This is a genomic window from Kitasatospora sp. NPDC086801 (genome assembly GCF_044745805.1).
Taxonomy (GTDB): domain Bacteria; phylum Actinomycetota; class Actinomycetes; order Streptomycetales; family Streptomycetaceae; genus Kitasatospora.
Genome location: NZ_JBIVAX010000014.1, coordinates 96,336 through 113,639, shown reverse-complemented (window position 1 = coordinate 113,639; position 17,304 = coordinate 96,336). Strand labels below are relative to the sequence as shown.

Below are 17,304 nucleotides of genomic sequence, written 5' to 3'. Positions count from 1 at the left end.
TGCAGCAGACCTGACGGTCCGTGGGCAAGTCTTCCGCGACCGCCGCTACTGCATAAACATGTAGTCCCCGGGCCTGGGTTCCCGCCCCGTTCGGGCGAGAGTGGAGGACGACGAGGTTCCTCCTGCCACGGAAGGCGACAACCCATGACCGAGACGATGACCTCGGCGGCAGCCGAGGCTGCGGATCCGGCTGCGGCCGGGCTCCTGCCCGAGACCCTGGTGCCCCGGCAGAGCGCCGCCGGGGTGCCCCTGGTCGACATCTCGTCGGCGCCGCCGATCGCCGCCCCCTTGCTGCGCACCATGGAACTGGCCCGGCGGCACGCCCCGGCCTACGTCCAGCGCCTGCACGGGCGGGACACCCTGATCGTCAGCGGCCTGGACCTGGTCGAGGAGCTGGCCGACGAGGAGCGGTTCACCAAGTCGATCGGACCGGCCCTGGAGAACGTCCGCGAGTTCACCGGGGACGGCCTGTTCACGGCGTACAACGCGGAGCCGAACTGGGCCCGGGCGCACGACATCCTGATGCCCGCCTTCGCGCTCGGCTCGATGCGCACCTACCACCCGGTGATGCTGCGGGTGGCCCGCCGCCTGATCGAGTCCTGGGACGGCCGGTCGGCCGCCGGACTGGTCGTGGACGTGCCCGGCGACATGACCCGGATGACCCTGGACACCATCGGGCTGGCCGGTTTCGGCTTCGACTTCGGCTCCTTCGACCGGGACGAGCCGCATCCCTTCGTCGAGGCGATGGTCCGCTCCCTGGACTGGGCGATGAACAAGTTCCTCCGCGACCCGGACCTCGACCACCGCGAGCGCGACGAGGCCGCCCAGGGCGACGCCCGGTACCTGGCCTCGGTGGTGGACGAGGTGATCGCCGCCCGCTCCGGCAGCCCCGAGCAGGGCCCGGCCGAGGACCTGCTGGGCCTGATGCTCGACGCCGTGCACCCCACCGACGGCAGCAGACTGGACGCCGAGAACATCCGCAACCAGGTGATCACCTTCCTGATCGCCGGCCACGAGACCACCTCGGGGGCGCTCTCCTTCGCACTGTACCACCTCGTCAAGCACCCCACCGTGCTCCGCGAGGTCCAGCGCGAGGTGGACGCGCTCTGGGGCGACCAGGCCGACCCGGAGCCCTCGTACGAGGACGTCGGCCGGCTCCGGTACACCCGGCAGGTGCTCAACGAGGCGCTGCGGCTGTGGCCGACGGCCCCCGGGTTCAGCCGGGAGGCCCGCGAGGACACCCTGCTCGGCGGCCGGATCCCGGTCCGCGCCGGGGAGCCCGTCCTGGTGGCCACGATGATGCTGCACCGCGACCCCGTCTGGGGCGACAACCCGGAGCTGTTCGACCCCTCCCGCTTCGACCCCGAGCCGGAGGCGGCCCGCTCGCCGCACGCCTTCAAGCCCTTCGGCACCGGCGAACGCGCCTGCATCGGGCGGCAGTTCGCGCTGCACGAGGCGACCATGCTGCTCGGCATGCTGGTCCACCGCTACCGGCTGATCGACCACGCCGACTACCGGCTGACCATCAAGCAGACGCTCACCATCAAGCCCGACGACTTCACCCTCGCCCTCGCCCCGCGCACGCCCGCGCCCCCGGCCGTGGCGGCCGCGCCGGCCCGCACCGCCGACCTGCCCGGGCGGGTCCGCCAGGGCACCGGACTGCTGCTCCTGCACGGCTCCAACTACGGCGCCTGCCGCGAGTTCACCCGGCAGCTGGCCGACGCGGCGGCCGCACTCGGCTGCGACACCGCCGTCGCGCCGCTGGACGCGTACGCGGGCGGACTGCCCACCGACCGGCCGGTGGTGATCACCGCCGCCTCGTACAACGGGCAGCCGACGGACGACGCGGCGGAGTTCGTCCGCCGGCTCCGGGAGGCGACCGAAGGGGCCTCCCGTGAGGCCGGGTTCGCGAAGGACGTCCGGTACGCGGTGCTCGGCATCGGCGACCGGACGTACGCCGCCACGTACCAGCGCGTGCCGACGCTGATCGACGAGGGCCTCGCCGCCCTCGGCGGCACCCGGCTGCTCGCCCGGGGTGCGGCCGACGCCTCCGGCGATCTGGCCGGCAAGGTGGCGGAGTTCACCGCCGCGCTGCGCGGCGCCCTGCTGGAGCGGTACGGCGACGCCGCTGCACCCGTCGTCGCCGCCGGCACCGGCACCGCGCCCGCTCCCGCTCCCGCTCCCGCTCCCGCCGAGGCCGCCGCCCTGGAGACGTACACCGTGACCGAGCTGGCCGGCGGCCCGCTGGACGCCCTGGCCGCGCGGCGCCGCGTGATCGGGCTGACCGTCACGGCGGTCGGCAGCCTCACCGACCCCGCCTACCCCCGGGTCAAGCGCCTGGTCCGGCTGGCCCTGCCGGAGGGCGTCGACTACCGCACCGCGGACCACGTCTCGGTGCTGCCGGCCAACGACCCGGCCCTGGTCGAGCGCGCCGCCAAGCTGTTCGGCGCCGACCCGGACACCCTGCTCAGCATCGTGGCGAACCGGCGCACCATCCTCGCCGTGGACCGGCCGCTGACGGTCCGCGAACTGCTCACCCACCACGTCGAGTTGCAGGACCGCCCGAACGCCGCCCAGCGCGCGACGCTGGCCGACCTCAACCCCTGCCCGCCCGAGCAGGCCGCGCTGCGGGCGCTGCCCGAGGACGACCCGCGGACGCTGCTGGACCTGGTCGAGGACCACCCGGCCCTGCGGGAGGCCCTGACCTGGCCGGTGCTGCTGGAACTGCTGCCGCCGATCCGGCCCCGGATGTACTCCATCTCCACCTCGCCGACCAGCGCCCCGCGCCACGTGGACCTGATGGTCTCCGTGCTCGACGCCCCGGCCCGCTCCGGCCGGGGCGGCTTCCGGGGCGTCGGCTCCGGCTACCTCGACCGGGTGGCCGTCGGGGACACCGTGCTGGCGCGCCTCCAGCCGTGCCGCGAGACGTTCCGGATCGACCACCGCGCCCCGGTGATCATGATCGCGGCCGGCACCGGCCTGGCGCCGTTCCGCGGCGCGGTCGCCGACCGCCGCGCCCTGCTCGCCGCCACCGCCGCCGCCACCGCCGAACTCGCCCCCGCCCTGCTCTACTTCGGCTGCGACGCGCCCGACGCCGACTACCTGCACCGCGACGAACTGCTCGCCGCCGAGCAGGCCGGCGCCGTCTCGATGCGCCCGGCCTTCAGCGAACAGCCCGTCGACGGGCGGCGCTTCGTCCAGGACCGGATCGCCGCCGAGGGCGCGGAGGTCTGGAGCCTGCTCGCCGCCGGCGCCGAGGTCTACGTGTGCGGCGACGGCGCCCGGATGGCCCCGGGCGTCCGGGCCGCCTTCCGCGACCTCTACCTGAGCCGGACCCCCGGCGCCGACGAGGACCAGGCCCAGGCCTGGCTCCAGGGCCTGATCGACGAGCGCCGCTACGTCGAGGACGTCTACGCGGGCCGCTGAGCCCGCTCGACAGGACGGCCGGCCGCGCCACCCCGGGCGCGGCCGGTCCGCCGTTCTCCGACCCTCCCTCAACTCCCCCTCCGTGCAAGCCTCGACACATTGTCGATCAAGGTGTTCTGATGTTCGCACTGTACGTATGACTATCCGACCATCATTTGTTTGCAGGTCGGAGAAGCGGAGGAACGGTGCGTCCTGCTCGTGGCGTGGCTGTCCTGCTGGCGACGGGGGTCGTCGTGGCCCTCGGCCTGGGCACGGGAGGCCCCGACTCGAAGGGCAGACCGACCACCGCCGGCGCCGCTCCGGAGAGCCCCGCACCCGACCCGAGCGGCACACCGTCCGACAGCCCCGATCCCAGCTCCGCCCCACCGCCCAGCCCCACCCCGACCTGGGACGGCCAGGTCAAGGTGCTCGGCGACGGCTCCACCTCCGACACCGGCCCGCAGCCCAAGCAGCCCCGGCCCGAGAAGCTGAAGCCCGGTGAGAAGCCGCCACAGTTCGTGGTGTTCTCCTGGGACGGGGCGTTGGAGGGCGACGACCGGCTGTTCTCGCGCTTCCGCAAGCTGGGCGCGGAGAACAACGCCCAGATGACGTTCTTCCTGAGCGGCATCTACACCCTGCCCAAGTCCAAACGCACGCTCTACCACCCGCCGCAGCACGACGCCGGCACCTCCGCCATCGACTTCGCCACCGACGCCCACATCAAGGACACCCTGGAGCAGCTGCGCCTGGCCTGGCAGGACGGGAACGAGATCGGCACCCACTTCAACGGGCACTTCTGCGACGCCAAGGGCAGCGGCCGCGACTGGAGCACCGAGGAGTGGAAGAGCGAGCTCGACCAGGCGATCTCCTTCGTCACCAACTGGAAGACCAACACCGGCTTCAAGGACCTCCCGCCGCTGCCCTTCGACTACACCAAGGAGGCGGTCGGCGGCCGCGCCCCCTGCCTGGAGGGCCAGAAGAACCTGCTCGCGGCCGAGAAGGCGGACGGCTTCCGGTACGACGCCAGCTCACCGGGCGAGTTCCAGGTCTGGCCCGGCAAGAAGGAGGGCATCTGGAACTTCCCGCTCCAACTGCTGCCCTACCCCGGCAAGTCGGCCCAGGTCCTCTCGATGGACTACAACTTCCTCGCCAACCAGTCCGGGGACACCACCAAGGGCGACCCGAAGAAGTACGACGCCTGGGAGAAGGAGACCCGGGACGGCTACCTCAACGGCTTCGAACGGGTCTACAACGGCAGCCGGGCCCCGCTCTTCATCGGGAACCACTTCGAGGGCTGGAACGGCGGCATCTACATGCAGGCCATCGAGGACGTGATGAAGAGCGTCTGCACCCGGGAGGGCGTCCGCTGCGTCTCCTTCCGCCAGGTCGCCGACTGGCTGGACGCCCAGGACCCCAAGGTGCTCGACAAGCTGCGCCAGCTGGACCCCGGACAGCCCGCCGACTGGTCGCGCCTGGTCAAGTGACCGGGTCCGGGCGGGGGGGGGGGGGCCCCCCCCCCCCCCCCCCCCCCCCCCCCCGCCCGGTCCCACCCGCCGATCGGGCCTACCCGCCGCCCGGTCCTACCCGCCGCCCGAGCCGCCGGCCGCCTTCATGTACGAGGTCCAGATCTGGGTGGGCAGCGCGGAGTCCGGGGCGTCCGGGGCGGCACCGCCCAGCCCCTCCAGTGAGAGCAGCTTCATGTCCTTCAGGTCCGCCCGGAAGACCGTGACGGCCGTGGACATCCGCGCGTCGTAGCCGACGAACCACCCCGCCGTACGGTCCGGGGTCGTCCCGGGCTTCCCGGCCAGGTCCGGCCCGGCCTCCGCCGCCGCCTTGGCGCTCCCGGTGCGGACGGCGCCCTTGAGCGCCGTGTCCACCTCCCCCGCGACCTCCGGGGTCAGCGCCTGCACGGCGGTCGGCAGGCGCAGCGCGAGCGGCTCGCCGTTCCGGGTGATCCTGAGGACGGAGTACGGGTCCGTGTGGCTGCCTCCCGCGGCGAAGGCGGCGTAGGCGTCGGCGGTCCTGATCGCGCTGGGCGTGGAGTTGCCGACGCCGAAGGCCGGCACCAACTCCCCCATGCTGACCGGGAGCAGGCCCAGGTCGGCGGCGGTCTTCTGCACCCGGTCCAGGCCGACGTCCATACCGAGCTGCATCATCGGCCCGTTGACGGACTGCTCCACCGCGCTCCTCAGGGTGACCTTGCCCCAGTCCCGCCCGCCGTCGTTGGCGGTCTTCGCTATCCGCCCGTTACGCCCCCAGTACGGCCCCTCCGGGGTCATCACGTTCACGCCGTCGTCACCGTCGTAGGTGGTGGTGGGCGTCACCGGGGTGCGACTGCCGCTCCGCTGGCGCTGCACGCCCTGGCTCAGGCCGGCGGCGTACACCAGCGGGGTGAAGGCCGAACCGACCGGCACCGTGGAGGTGTTGGCGTTGTCGAAGCCCTGTTTCAGGTAGTCGGATCCACCGTAGAGCGCGACGATCCTCCCGTCCGGAGCCACCGAGGCGGCGCCGACCTTCAGTAACCGGTCGGTCTCGCGGCTGTCGGGGTCGATCCCCTTGGTGGCGTCCCGCACCGCGGTGGCCAGGGCGTTGACCTTCGGCTTCTCGAAGGTGGTGAAGATCTGGTGGCCGCCGAGGTCGAACTGGGCCGGGGCGATGTCGCTGTGGCCCTCCACGTAGGTCCTGGCCATGTCCACCAGGTACCCGACCTGGCCGCTCAGCCCCGCCGCCTTCGGCTGGGGCCGGGGCTCGGGGAACACCGTGTACCCGGCGCGCTCGGCGGCGGAGAGCTTGCCGACCTTCACCATCCGGTCCAGGATCCAGGACCACCGCTCCTCGGCCCGCCGGTGGTTGTTCGCGCTGATCCCCGGATCGAACTGCCCGGCCCCCTTCAACAGGGCCGCCAGGAAGGCCCCTTCGCTCGGATTGAGCTGCGAGACGTCCTTGCCGTAGTACGCGGCCGCGGCCCGTTCGATGCCGTAGCTGCCGCGTCCGAACCAACTGGTGTTCAGATAGCCGGCCAGGATGTCCGGTTTGCTCATCCGCCGGTCCAGCTTGATCGCGATGACCATCTCGCTGAGCTTGCGGGAGAGGTCCTGACGCTGGTTCAGATAGCTGTTCTTGACGTACTGCTGGGTGATGGTCGAGCCGCCCTGGGTGTCGCCGCCCGAGGCCATCTGGTAGACCGCGCGGCCGATGCCCGTGACGGAGATCCCCGGGTCCGAATAGAAGGTCTCGTTCTCGGCGGCCAGCACGGCCCACTGCACCGGCTCCGGCACCTGGTCGAGCGGCACCTCCTGCCGGTTGGTCTCACCGATCCGCGCCATCTCGGTGCCGTCCGCCCAGAAGTAGACGTTGTTCTGCTGGGTCGCGAAGGCGTTCAGGTCCTCCGGGACGTGGGTGGTGACGTAGAACCAGGCCAGCCATCCCGTCAGCACCAGCGCCCCGGCCCCCGACACCAGGAGCAGCTGCCGCCAGGACGGAAGCCAGCGACGGACTCCGCGCCGCCCTCTGCGCGGGTAGTCGATCCACCGCCGTCCTCCGGGCTTCTCCTTCTCAGCCCCGCCACCTTGCTGAGCACGCACAGTCCGGTCTCCGATTCGCTCGTGGGCACAGACCCCCCGAACTCAGACGCGGTGGGAACGGCACCACGGCACAACGGGATTGATGTGATCACGGTCATACCGAGCGAACCGGCGGGGCGGCGCAGACCCGCCCGGCCTGGGCTTTCACGGCGCCGGCCGAGGAGGTGGACCACGGGAAACGACGACGCCGGGGTGCCTTGTGGCACCCCGTCAGGTGGTCGCGCTCGACGATGCCGCGCAGCAGCGTGGCGACCGACCACCCGGTTCCCCTCGACCCGGTTGGAGTTCGGGTTGCCCTTCAGGTACAGGTGCAGCCACTTGGCGTGCCAGCGGCCGTCGTCCCCGCGTAGGAAGGCCAGCGGCAGGGCGACCCGGCCCGGGCCGCGCAGGTCCGACTTCATGCGGACGGTGCGCGGTTCGAAGGGGCGGCCCTGCTGTTCGGCATCGCGCAGCATGAAGCCGAAGAAGGACTCCTCGACCTCCTCGAAGCCCTCGCCGGAGAAGACGTTGACCTGCGGGACGATGGCGCTGCCGCGGTCGGTTCCGCCAGGGTCGCGTCGCCGTCGGACAGTGCGCAGGCCAGCCGGAGCACGTCGGTGACGGTGTCCAGGAGGAGGTCGGCACCGGCCCGGAGGCGGGCGAGGTTGACGACGGCGCGGTTCTCCCGGACCGGGACCGCCTCGGGCTGCGGACCGGCGACGCAGTGCCCGGCGAGCACGCCGAGGTCGCGCAGGCCCTCCTCGCCCAGCGGGGTGGTGCTGCCGGCCAGGGCCAGGTAGAGGGCCGTCACCTCCTCGTCCAGGGCGCCGCCCAGGTGCAGGACCGTCATGCGGTCGCCCGCGGCGGCGATCAGCTCGTCGTGGGCGGCGATCAGCTCGGCGTAGCCGTGCTGGTAGCTGCCGTAGGCCGGGAGGGTCAGCAGGTCGACCACGCCGGTGCGCAGTTGGGCGAGCACGCCGTCCCGTGCCGCGTCGTCGGCGAGCGCCCCGGCGATGCAGTGCGTCCAGAACTCGAAGGTGTCCGGCACGTTGAGCGGGAAGTCGATGAAGTAGGCGTTGTGCCCGACGTGGTCGCCCACCAGCTCCCGGACGGTGCCCAGGGTGCGGGCGGCGGTGTCGACGACCGTCGCCCCGGGCAGCCCCGACAGGCGCTCCAGCAGGCCTGATGGGTTCGAGACGGTGGACCATGCGGTCATGCTCGCAGAACGGCGCGGGGCGACGCATGCGGGTTTCCGGGCCCACCACCGGTAGGTCCCGGGAAGTTGGCTAGACAGGAGTTGGCTGAAAACTCACGCGGCGTTCGCTGGAGGACCTCGTAGGGCCTGGTTGCGGCACCTATGTTCGAACCTTCTTGGCACCCCATGTACCCGAAACAGGAAGGACACCACGTGGCCTCCATCGACCGGCGCCGATTCCTCCAGCTGAGCGGCGCGTCCGCGGCCGCAGCCGGCCTCGGCGCGTTCCCGCCCGCGGTCAGCAAGGCCCTGGCACTGCCCGCGATCGGCCGGCACCGCTCGATCGAGGACGTCGAACACGTCGTCGTCCTGATGCAGGAGAATCGTTCCTTCGACCACTACTTCGGCACCCTGCGCGGCGTGCGCGGGTTCGACGACCCGCGCCCCACCCTGCTGCCCGACGGCCGGCCGAACTGGCACCAGCCCGCCGCAGCCGTGAAGACCGACCGCTACCACGACCGCGGCCTGCCCGCCTCCGAGCAGGAGGTGCTGCCCTGGTACATCGACCCCCGGAACACCACCGAGTACCAGGCCGGCACCGACCACGGGTGGAGCAGCGGCCACCTCGCCTGGAACGAGGGGCGCCACGACCAGTGGGTGAACCAGAAGCAGGACGTCATGACGATGGGCCACCTCAAGCGCCAGGACCTGGCGTACCACTTCGCCCTGGCCGACGCCTTCACCGTCTGCGACTCGTACTTCTGCTCCGTCCACGCCGACACCGCGCCCAACCGCATCTACCTGTGGACCGGCACCAGCGACCCGCGCAACGTGTACGGCCGCAAGCCCAACGGCCCCGGCCTGGAGGAGCGCAACAACACCAACGGCTACACCTGGACCACCTACCCCGAGCGCCTGGAGAAGGCCGGCGTCAGCTGGAAGCTGTACCAGGGCGGCTCCGGCGAGCCGGGCACCCCCACGGACAACTACACCGACAACTCGCTGATGTTCTTCGAGCGGTACCAGGTCGCCGAGGGCGCGTCGGGCCCGCTGGTGGACAAGGGCGCCACCGACCACACGCTGAAGGAGTTCCGCGCCGACGTCCAGCAGGGCCGGCTGCCGCAGGTCTCCTGGATCGTCCCGCCGTACAAGTACAGCGAGCACCCGTCCGCGACGCCCACCGACGGCGCGTACTACATCAACCTCGTGCTGGACGCGCTCACCTCCAACCCCGAGGTCTGGGGCAGGACGGTCTTCCTCATCAACTACGACGAGAACGACGGCCTGTTCGACCACGTTGTCCCGCCGATGCCGCCGGTCGTCAGCGGCCCGGGCGGCCAGGGCATCGTCTCCGCCGACCTGCGGGCGAGCCTGCGCGACGAACTGCTCGACCTCGGCAAGCACCCGGGCGAGATGGGCCCGTTGGTCCCCGGCGCCGACCCGGGCGGCCTCCAGCCGATCGGCCTCGGCCCGCGCGTGCCGCTGCTGGTCATCTCCCCGTGGTCGCGCGGCGGCTGGGTCTGCTCGGAGACCTTCGACCACACCTCCGTCCTGCGGTTCCTGGAGGCCCGGTTCGGCATCGAGGAGCCCAACATCAGCGCCTGGCGCCGGTCGGTCTGCGGCGACCTCACCTCGGCGCTCGACTTCTCCGGCGCCGACCCGCGGCCGGTCTCGATCCCGGTGCCCGCGCCGATCGCCTCCCAGGGCAAGCCGTACCAGGTGCCGCTGCCCCAGCGGATGCCCACCCAGGAGCCCGGCGTCCGGCCGGCCCGCGCCCTCCCGTACGACCTGGTGGTCAACGAGGAGGAGACGGACACCCCCGGGCGGTTCCAGCTGGACCTGGAGAACCGGGGTGAGGCGGGCGCCTGGCTCTACGTCTACGACCGGACGGCGCCGAAGGCCGCCCCCCGCCGCTACACCATCTCGGGCGGCGACACCCTCGGCGACTTCTGGCCGCTCACCGCCTCCGGCGACTACCACCTCGCCGCCCACGGCCCGAACGGGTCGGTGCAGGAGTTCGAGGGCAACGCCCGGACCGAACTGGTCGCGCTGTTCGACCCGAAGAAGTCCACGGTGCGCGTCAAGGTCACCAACAACGGGCCGGTCGCCCGGACGGTGACCGCCGCCAACGCCTACGCCAAGGGCTCGCAGCAGAGCCGCAGCATCCGGCCCGGCGCCTCGGCCCAGTTCACGTTCGACATCCGCCCCGACAGCCGCTGGTACGACATCACCGTCGCCGGCACCGACGGACCGACCTTCCGTCGCCGCTGGGCCGGCCACCTGGAGAACGGCCGCCCCGGCACCAGCGACCCCGGCCCCCGCTGACCGACGGCGGAGCCCCTGACCGGCTCCCCGCACCGGCGTTCCGTCCTACGCCGGTGCGGGGAGCCCCAGGGTCCGGCGGTACCAGGGGGCGGCGGCGGGCAGCCTGATGAGGGGGCCCGGGCCGGGCGGGCAGGCGGCGAGGCGCCAGACGTCGTCCCCCCGGTACCAGTGGTCGCGGGCGATCAGGGAGAACTGGCGCTCGGAGACGCGGCCGGGGGTGGCGGCGAGCAGGCGGCGGCATTCGTCCCAGGAGGTGTCCGGGCCGGCCAGGGCGGGCAGCAGGCCGAGGTCGGCCAGGGCGGCGAGCAGGTCGCCGGCCCGGACCGGGTCGGGGTGGCTCGCGTGGTGGACGCCGGGCGGGACGACGTGGTCGTCCAGGGCGAGGGCGGTGATCAGCCGGGCCAGGTCGGCGCGGTCCACCACGGAGAGCCTGGCGTTCCCACCCGCCCAGGGCACCGGCACCCGGCGGACCAGTTCGGCCAGCGCGGGCACCACCCAGCGGTCGCCCGTCCCGGTCACCAGGCCGGGCCGCAGCACGACGGCGCCCGCCGCCAGCGCGACGCGCTCGCCGAGCAGCCTGGTCCGGCTGGCCTCGGAGACCGGGGCGGCCGGCACCTCGTCGACCCCGATGCCGGCGTGCGGCCCCTCGCCGTACACCGCGGTCGTCGACAGGTGGACGATCCGGCGCACCCCGGCCCGGGTCGCGGCGGCCGTCACCGCCTCGGTGCCGCGCACGTTCACCGCCGCGCACTCCTCGGCGCCGCCGGAGACCCGGGAGGCCAGGTGGAGCAGGACGTCGGCACCCTCGCAGAGCGCGGCCAGCGCCGCCCCGTCGGCGAGGTCACCCGGCACCCAGTCGGCCGCGCCGCGTACGGGCGGCAGTTCGCGGGCCAGCGCGCGCACCCGCGCGCCGCGGGCGGTGAGGGCGGCCAGCACGGCTGAGCCTATGAAGCCGGTCGCTCCGGTCAGCGCGACCGTGGTGCGCTCCGGGTGCTGCCGTCCCGCCGCCATGCCGCACCCCTCGCCGTCTCGCCGTCTCGCCGTCTCACGGTGTCGCCGTGTCGCTGTGTCGGCATATCGCCGTCGACCGGCCGGTCAGTCTATCCAGCCCCCGCCACCCGCCCGGCGGCCGCCCGTACGGAGGGGGCGGGGCACGGCCCGAGGTAAGGCCCACCTAGGCTGTAGACCAAGCAAAACGGGCGAACCGGACCCCCTCCAGGGGCCACGAGGACGGAAAGCAGGGCCCCCCGATGGGCGACGGAATGTCAGGCATGCACCACCACGGCGGGATGACCCAGCTAGGCCCGTTCACCTTGTCCAACGTCTGGACCTGGTCCCCCGACTGGGTGTTCCTGCTGGGCGGTCTGGCCGCCCTGGCGCTGTACGCGGCGGGCGTGGTCCGGCTCCACCGGCGCGGCGACCGCTGGCCGGTCGGCCGGATGGTCGGCTGGGCGGCCGGTGTCGGCAGCCTGATCCTGGTCACCTGCACCGGGCTGAACGACTACGGCATGGTGCTGTTCAGCGCGCACATGATCCAGCACATGGTGCTGTCCATGCTGACGCCGATCCTGCTGCTGCTGGGCGCCCCGATCACGCTGGCGCTGCGCGCGCTGCGGCCCGCCGGCAAGGGCCGCCCGCGCGGTCCGCGCGAGCTGCTGGTGGCGCTGCTGCACAGCCGGTACGTCCGGGTGATCTCGCACCCGGCCTTCACCATCCCGCTGTTCATCGCGAGCCTGTACGGGGTCTACTTCACCCCGCTGTTCGACTTCCTGATGCAGTACCGCGCCGGGCACATCTTCATGATGGTGCACTTCCTCGCCACGGGTCTGGCCTTCTTCTGGCCGATCATGGGCGTGGACCCGGGCCCGCACCGCCCCAGTCATGTGATGCGGATCATCGAGCTGTTCATGGGCATGCCGTTCCACGCCTTCTTCGGCGTGGCCGTGATGATGGCCGCCCACCCGCTGGTCACCACCTTCACCGTGGAGAGCGCGCCACCGGGCACCGACCTCCTGGAGGACCAGAAGCTGGCCGGCGGCATCACCTGGGCGTTCGGCGAGATCCCGACCGCGATCGTGCTGATCGCGCTGGTGTACCAGTGGATGCGCTCCGAACAGCGGCACGCCCGCCGCACCGACCGGGCCGAGGAGCGCAGCGGCGACGCCGAGCTGGAGGCGTACAACGCCTACCTGGCCTCGCTGCACAAGCGCGGCCCGCGCCCGGCGGCGCCCGCCGCCCCCGCCGCCGCTGTCACCCCCGTCACCCCGGCGGCCGACGCCGGCTGAGCCCGCCGCCGCCCGCGCCGCGGAACCCCCGTTCCCGTTCGGAACGGGGGTTCCGCCGTATACGTTCGGACGGTATGCACGCTCTGCTGACCGTCGCTGTCCTGCTCGGCGGGTACGTCCTGCTCTGGCTGCTCGGCTTCCTCGGCTGCGCGCTGCGGCAGGGGCGCCGCCCCGCCCCCGCCGGGGCCGACTACCTGGTCGTCCTCGGCGCCGCCCTGGACGGCTGCGAGCCCGCCCCGCCGCTGGCGGCCCGGCTGGACGCCGCGCTGGAACGTTTCGCCGCCGAGGAGGCCGCCGGGCACGCGCCGCTGCTCCTGGTCACCGGCGGGAAGGGCCCGCACGAGGAGTGCACCGAGGCCGCCTCGATGGCCCGCTACCTGACCGCCCGGGGCGTCCCGGCCGACCGGATCCGGCGCGAGGAGCGGGCCGTGAACACCGTCGAGAACCTGCGTTTCAGCGCGGCGCTGATGGCCGCCGAACGGCCCGGCTACCGATGCACGGTCGTCACCAGCGGCTTCCACACCGTCCGCACCGCACTCGCCGCCCGCCGGGCCGGCGCCCCCGGCCCGGTGGTCGGCGCGGACGGGCTGCTCGCCCACGGCCCGTACGCGCTGCTGCGGGAGGCGGTCGGCACGGCACTCGCGTACCCGCGCGCCAACGTCGCCGCCCTCCTGCTGCTGGCCGGCACCGGAGTGCTCCTCGGATGAGCCCCGGACACCCCGGCTGCTACTGGAGCCTCCACTGCTGGTTCCAGCCGCTGTTGCAGGTCCAGACGCCCAGGGCCTTGGCGTCCTCGTCGTAGGTCAGGCAGTCCTGGTCGGTGATCCGGATCCGGTACTGGCCGTCGCCCTGCGCGACGAGCTGCCACTTCTGCTCGTCGGCGCCGGTCCACGGCTTGGCCTCGGCGACGTAGCCCTTGGTGTTCTCGGTCAGCGCGAGGCCGGACACGGCGCTGGTGATCTTGTAGCGGCCGTTGCCCAGTGCGGTGAACTGCCAGCCGGTGTTCTTGGGGCCGCTGGTGCCGGCGAGGATCGAGGGGCCCGAGGCGGCCCCGGTGGCCACCGGGCCCCGGCCGGTCTTCACCTTGGGGTACAGCAGCCCGGTCACGACGTCACCACCGCCACCCTGGTGCGCGGGCACGCCGGGGGTGGCGGTGCCACCGGTGCCGACGCCCGGCACCGTACCGGGCTTGGCGGGGATGCCCGGGGTGGCGGTGCCACCGGTGCCGACGCCCGGCACCGTACCGGGGTTCGCGGGGATGCCCGGGGTGGCGGTGCCGCCCGTGCCGACGCCCGGCACCGTGCCGGGGACGCCGGGGGTCACGGGGACACCCGGGGTGCCGGGGGTCCCCGCGATGTCGGCCGGGATCTCGCGGGCCGGGAAGTGGATGATCCGCTTGCTGTCGTAGCACCGGATCAGCACGCAGGACCGGGAGGTGGTCACGGTCCGGTCCGAGTCGCTGCCGACGAAGGCCCAGTTCCCGTAGCCGCCGTCGCCCTTGTTGGTGAAGGTCGACTCGCCCGCGAAGACCCAGATCCGGAAGTCGTCGTAGCCGGTCGGGCCGCCCTCGTTGTCGTGGTGCTCCAGCTTGACGGTCTGGTCGATCAGCACCCCGCGCATGTCCGCCTCGTAGACGTTGCGGAACCAGAGGGTGTCGTACAGGTCGGTGCCGTCGTACTTGAACACCATCACGTTGAACCCCGGTGCGGCGGCGCTCAGTTGGCCGGCCATGCCCTGGGTGAACGCGGCGTTGTCGGCCTGCGCGGTGAGGGCCGCGCTGCGGAAGCCCCCGATCATGGCGCCGATGGAGCTGATCAGCGCGCTGTAGCAGTTGCCGTTGCCGATGTTGGCGGGCCCGCCGACCCCCGGCTCGATGCCCGGGCAGTCGGTCGCCGCCGAGGCCTGCTGCGGCACGGCCATCAGGCCGGTCGAGGCCAGGGCCGCCAGCAGGGTGCCGGCGACGGCCCGGTGGGTGGCCCTGGTCGTCCGGCGGGAGGAAGCGCGCATGCTGAAGTGCCCCGATCATTCGGCGAGGTGGCGTCCGTCTGCGGATCCGCAGCGGAGAACGGTCCTCCGGATGCTAGGACCGCTCACCGGCGCCACCCGTGATCTTGACGGCTCCCTGACGGACCGTTGATGATCTTCCTCCGCCCTGGCCCCGCAGCGGCCACGGAGGCAGCCTGGAAAGCCGGGAGGCTCCCAGGTCCGGTACTGGACCCGGGAGCCTCCCGGTGCTTCGACTCCCCTGGGATCAGGCGAGGTTGGCGAGCGCCTCGTTGAAGGTCTTGGACGGGCGCATCACGGCCGCGGCCTTGGCCGGGTCCGGCTGGTAGTAGCCGCCGAGGTCGACCGGCGAGCCCTGCACGGCGATCAGCTCGTCGACGATGGCCGTCTCCTGCTCACCGAGCGCCTTGGCCAGGCCCTCGAACGCCTGGGCCAGCTCGGCGTCGGCGGTCTGCTGGGCCAGCTCCTGGGCCCAGTACAGGGCCAGGTAGAAGTGGCTGCCGCGGTTGTCGATGCCACCGAGGCGGCGGCTCGGCGACTTGTCCTCGTTGAGGAAGGTGCCGGTGGCGCGGTCCAGGGTGTCGGCCAGCACCTGGGCGCGGGCGTTGCCGGTGCTGGTGGCCAGGTGCTCGAAGCTGGCGGCCAGGGCGAAGAACTCGCCCAGGCTGTCCCAGCGCAGGTAGTTCTCCTTGACCAGCTGCTGGACGTGCTTCGGGGCGGAGCCGCCGGCGCCGGTCTCGAACAGGCCGCCGCCCGCCATCAGCGGGACGACCGACAGCATCTTGGCGCTGGTGCCCAGCTCCAGGATCGGGAACAGGTCGGTCAGGTAGTCGCGCAGCACGTTGCCGGTCACCGAGATGGTGTCCTCACCGCGGCGGATGCGCTCCAGCGAGAAGGTGGTGGCCTCGACCGGGGACTTGATCTCGATCTGCAGGCCGGTGGTGTCGTGCTCCGGCAGGTACTTCTTGACCTTCTCGATCAGGACGGCGTCGTGGGCGCGACTCCCGTCCAGCCAGAACACCGCCGGGTCGCCGGTGGCGCGGGCGCGGGTGACGGCCAGCTTGACCCAGTCCTGGATCGGCAGGTCCTTGGTCTGGCAGGCGCGGAAGATGTCGCCCGGCTGGACGGCCTGCTCCAGCACCACGTTGCCCTCGGCGTCGACGAGGCGGACGGTGCCGGCCGCGGCGACCTCGAAGGTCTTGTCGTGGCTGCCGTACTCCTCCGCCTTCTGGGCCATCAGGCCGACGTTCGGGACGGAACCGATGGTGGCCGGGTCCAGGGCGCCGTGGGCGCGGCAGTCCTCGATGACGGCCTGGTACACGCCGGAGTAGCTGCTGTCGGGCAGCACGGCGAGGGTGTCGGCCTCCTGGCCGTCCGGGCCCCACATGTGGCCGGAGGTGCGGATCATGGCCGGCATCGAGGCGTCGACGATGACGTCGCTCGGGACGTGCAGGTTGGTGATGCCCTTGTCCGAGTCGACCATCGCCAGGGCCGGGCCCTCGGCGATCTCGGCCTCGAACGAGGCCTTGATCTCCGCGCCCAGGTGCGGCACGCCGTCCAGGCCGTTGAGGATGCCGCCGAGGCCGTTGTTCGGGTCCAGACCGGCGGCGACCAGCACCTCGCCGTACTTGGCGAAGGTCTTCGGGAAGAAGGCGCGGACCACGTGGCCGAAGATGATCGGGTCGGAGACCTTCATCATGGTGGCCTTGAGGTGGACCGAGAACAGCACGCCCTCGGCCTTGGCGCGCTCGACCTGGGCGGCCAGGAACTCGCGCAGGGCGGCGACGCGCATCACCGAGGCGTCGACGACCTCGCCGGCCAGCACCGGGACGCTCTCGCGCAGCACGGTGGCGCTGCCGTCCTCGGCGACCAGCTCGATGCGCAGCGCGCCGTCGGCGGCGATCACGGCGGACTTCTCGGTGGAGCGGAAGTCGTTCTCACCCATGGTGGCGACGTTGGTCTTGGAGTCGGCCGACCAGGCGCCCATGCGGTGCGGGTGGGTCTTGGCGTAGTTCTTCACCGAGCCCGGGGCGCGGCGGTCCGAGTTGCCCTCGCGCAGGACGGGGTTGACGGCGCTGCCCTTGACCTTGTCGTAACGGGCGCGGACGTCCCGGTCCTCGTCGGTCTGCGGGTCGTCCGGGTAGTCCGGGAGCGCGTAGCCCTGCGCCTGCAGCTCGGCGACGGCGGCCTTCAGCTGCGGGATGGACGCCGAGATGTTCGGCAGCTTGATGATGTTGGCGCCCGGGGTCTTGGCCAGGTCGCCCAGCTCGGCGAGGGCGTCCTCGATCCGCTGGCCCTCGGCGAGACGCTCCGGGAAGCTCGCGATGATCCGCCCGGCCAGGGAGATGTCGCGGGTCTCCACGCGCACACCCGCCGTCGAGGCGTATGCCTGGACAACCGGCAGGAACGAGTAGGTCGCCAGGGCCGGAGCCTCGTCGGTGTGCGTATAGATGATGGTCGAGTCAGTCATCGGTACTCCGCTTCACGTCTCCAACGTCTTGACGTCAAGATATCTCGTCACGGCCCC

9 protein-coding genes and 1 pseudogene are annotated in these 17,304 nt (G+C 72.5%); 5 read left to right on the top strand and 5 right to left on the bottom strand.

Annotated features, from left to right (window positions below):
* Positions 1 to 144: 144 nt before the first annotated feature.
* A complete protein-coding gene (locus ACIPLC_RS18005) occupies positions 145 to 3,426 on the top strand; it encodes a cytochrome P450 (protein WP_400473954.1) in 3,282 nt (1,093 codons plus the stop codon).
* Between the two features lie 203 nt (positions 3,427 to 3,629).
* Positions 3,630 to 4,889, top strand: coding sequence for a hypothetical protein (locus tag ACIPLC_RS18000; RefSeq protein ID WP_400473953.1), 1,260 nt, complete (start codon positions 3,630 to 3,632; stop codon positions 4,887 to 4,889).
* A gap of 96 nt (positions 4,890 to 4,985) precedes the next feature.
* Here ACIPLC_RS18000 and ACIPLC_RS17995 read toward each other — a convergent pair whose 3' ends face one another.
* Both ACIPLC_RS17995 and ACIPLC_RS17990 read right to left on the bottom strand, forming a co-directional pair.
* A complete protein-coding gene (locus tag ACIPLC_RS17995; RefSeq protein ID WP_400473952.1) occupies positions 4,986 to 6,989 on the bottom strand; it encodes a transglycosylase domain-containing protein in 2,004 nt (667 codons plus the stop codon).
* A gap of 208 nt (positions 6,990 to 7,197) precedes the next feature.
* Positions 7,198 to 8,148 (bottom strand): annotated as a pseudogene (locus ACIPLC_RS17990) (hypothetical protein); the annotation flags it as partial.
* Between the two features lie 228 nt (positions 8,149 to 8,376).
* Between ACIPLC_RS17990 and ACIPLC_RS17985 the strand changes: the two are divergent.
* On the top strand, positions 8,377 to 10,488 hold the full coding sequence (locus ACIPLC_RS17985; protein WP_400473951.1) for a phosphocholine-specific phospholipase C: 2,112 nt from the start codon (positions 8,377 to 8,379) through the stop codon (positions 10,486 to 10,488).
* Between the two features lie 45 nt (positions 10,489 to 10,533).
* Here the strand turns inward: ACIPLC_RS17985 and ACIPLC_RS17980 are convergent, their stop codons facing one another.
* Positions 10,534 to 11,499 (bottom strand): NAD-dependent epimerase/dehydratase family protein, encoded by a 966-nt coding sequence (locus ACIPLC_RS17980; protein ID WP_400473950.1) that lies wholly within the window; start codon positions 11,497 to 11,499, stop codon positions 10,534 to 10,536.
* 260 nt (positions 11,500 to 11,759) lie between these two features.
* Between ACIPLC_RS17980 and ACIPLC_RS17975 the strand changes: the two genes are divergently transcribed.
* Complete coding sequence (locus ACIPLC_RS17975; protein ID WP_400473949.1) at positions 11,760 to 12,773, top strand: cytochrome c oxidase assembly protein; 1,014 nt, start codon at positions 11,760 to 11,762, stop codon at positions 12,771 to 12,773.
* A gap of 74 nt (positions 12,774 to 12,847) precedes the next feature.
* Positions 12,848 to 13,480: a YdcF family protein gene (locus ACIPLC_RS17970; protein ID WP_400473948.1), complete on the top strand. Its 633-nt coding sequence runs from the start codon at positions 12,848 to 12,850 to the stop codon at positions 13,478 to 13,480.
* Positions 13,481 to 13,499: 19 nt separating this feature from the next.
* Here ACIPLC_RS17970 and ACIPLC_RS17965 read toward each other — a convergent pair whose 3' ends face one another.
* Together ACIPLC_RS17965 and ACIPLC_RS17960 are read right to left on the bottom strand one after the other, a co-directional pair.
* Complete coding sequence (locus ACIPLC_RS17965; RefSeq protein ID WP_400473947.1) at positions 13,500 to 14,780, bottom strand: RICIN domain-containing protein; 1,281 nt, start codon at positions 14,778 to 14,780, stop codon at positions 13,500 to 13,502.
* Positions 14,781 to 15,024: 244 nt separating this feature from the next.
* Entirely contained in the window at positions 15,025 to 17,247 is a 2,223-nt protein-coding gene (locus ACIPLC_RS17960; protein ID WP_400473946.1) for an NADP-dependent isocitrate dehydrogenase, read from the bottom strand.
* Positions 17,248 to 17,304 lie beyond the last annotated feature (57 nt).

Coding starts and splice junctions, on each gene's coding strand:
- ACIPLC_RS18005 (WP_400473954.1), top strand. CDS start 145: ATGACCGAGACGATGACCTCGGCGGCAGCCGAGGCTGCGGATCCGGCT.
- ACIPLC_RS17960 (WP_400473946.1), bottom strand. CDS start 17,247: ATGACTGACTCGACCATCATCTATACGCACACCGACGAGGCTCCGGCC.
- ACIPLC_RS17965 (WP_400473947.1), bottom strand. CDS start 14,780: ATGCGCGCTTCCTCCCGCCGGACGACCAGGGCCACCCACCGGGCCGTC.
- ACIPLC_RS17980 (WP_400473950.1), bottom strand. CDS start 11,499: ATGGCGGCGGGACGGCAGCACCCGGAGCGCACCACGGTCGCGCTGACC.
- ACIPLC_RS17970 (WP_400473948.1), top strand. CDS start 12,848: ATGCACGCTCTGCTGACCGTCGCTGTCCTGCTCGGCGGGTACGTCCTG.
- ACIPLC_RS17975 (WP_400473949.1), top strand. CDS start 11,760: ATGCACCACCACGGCGGGATGACCCAGCTAGGCCCGTTCACCTTGTCC.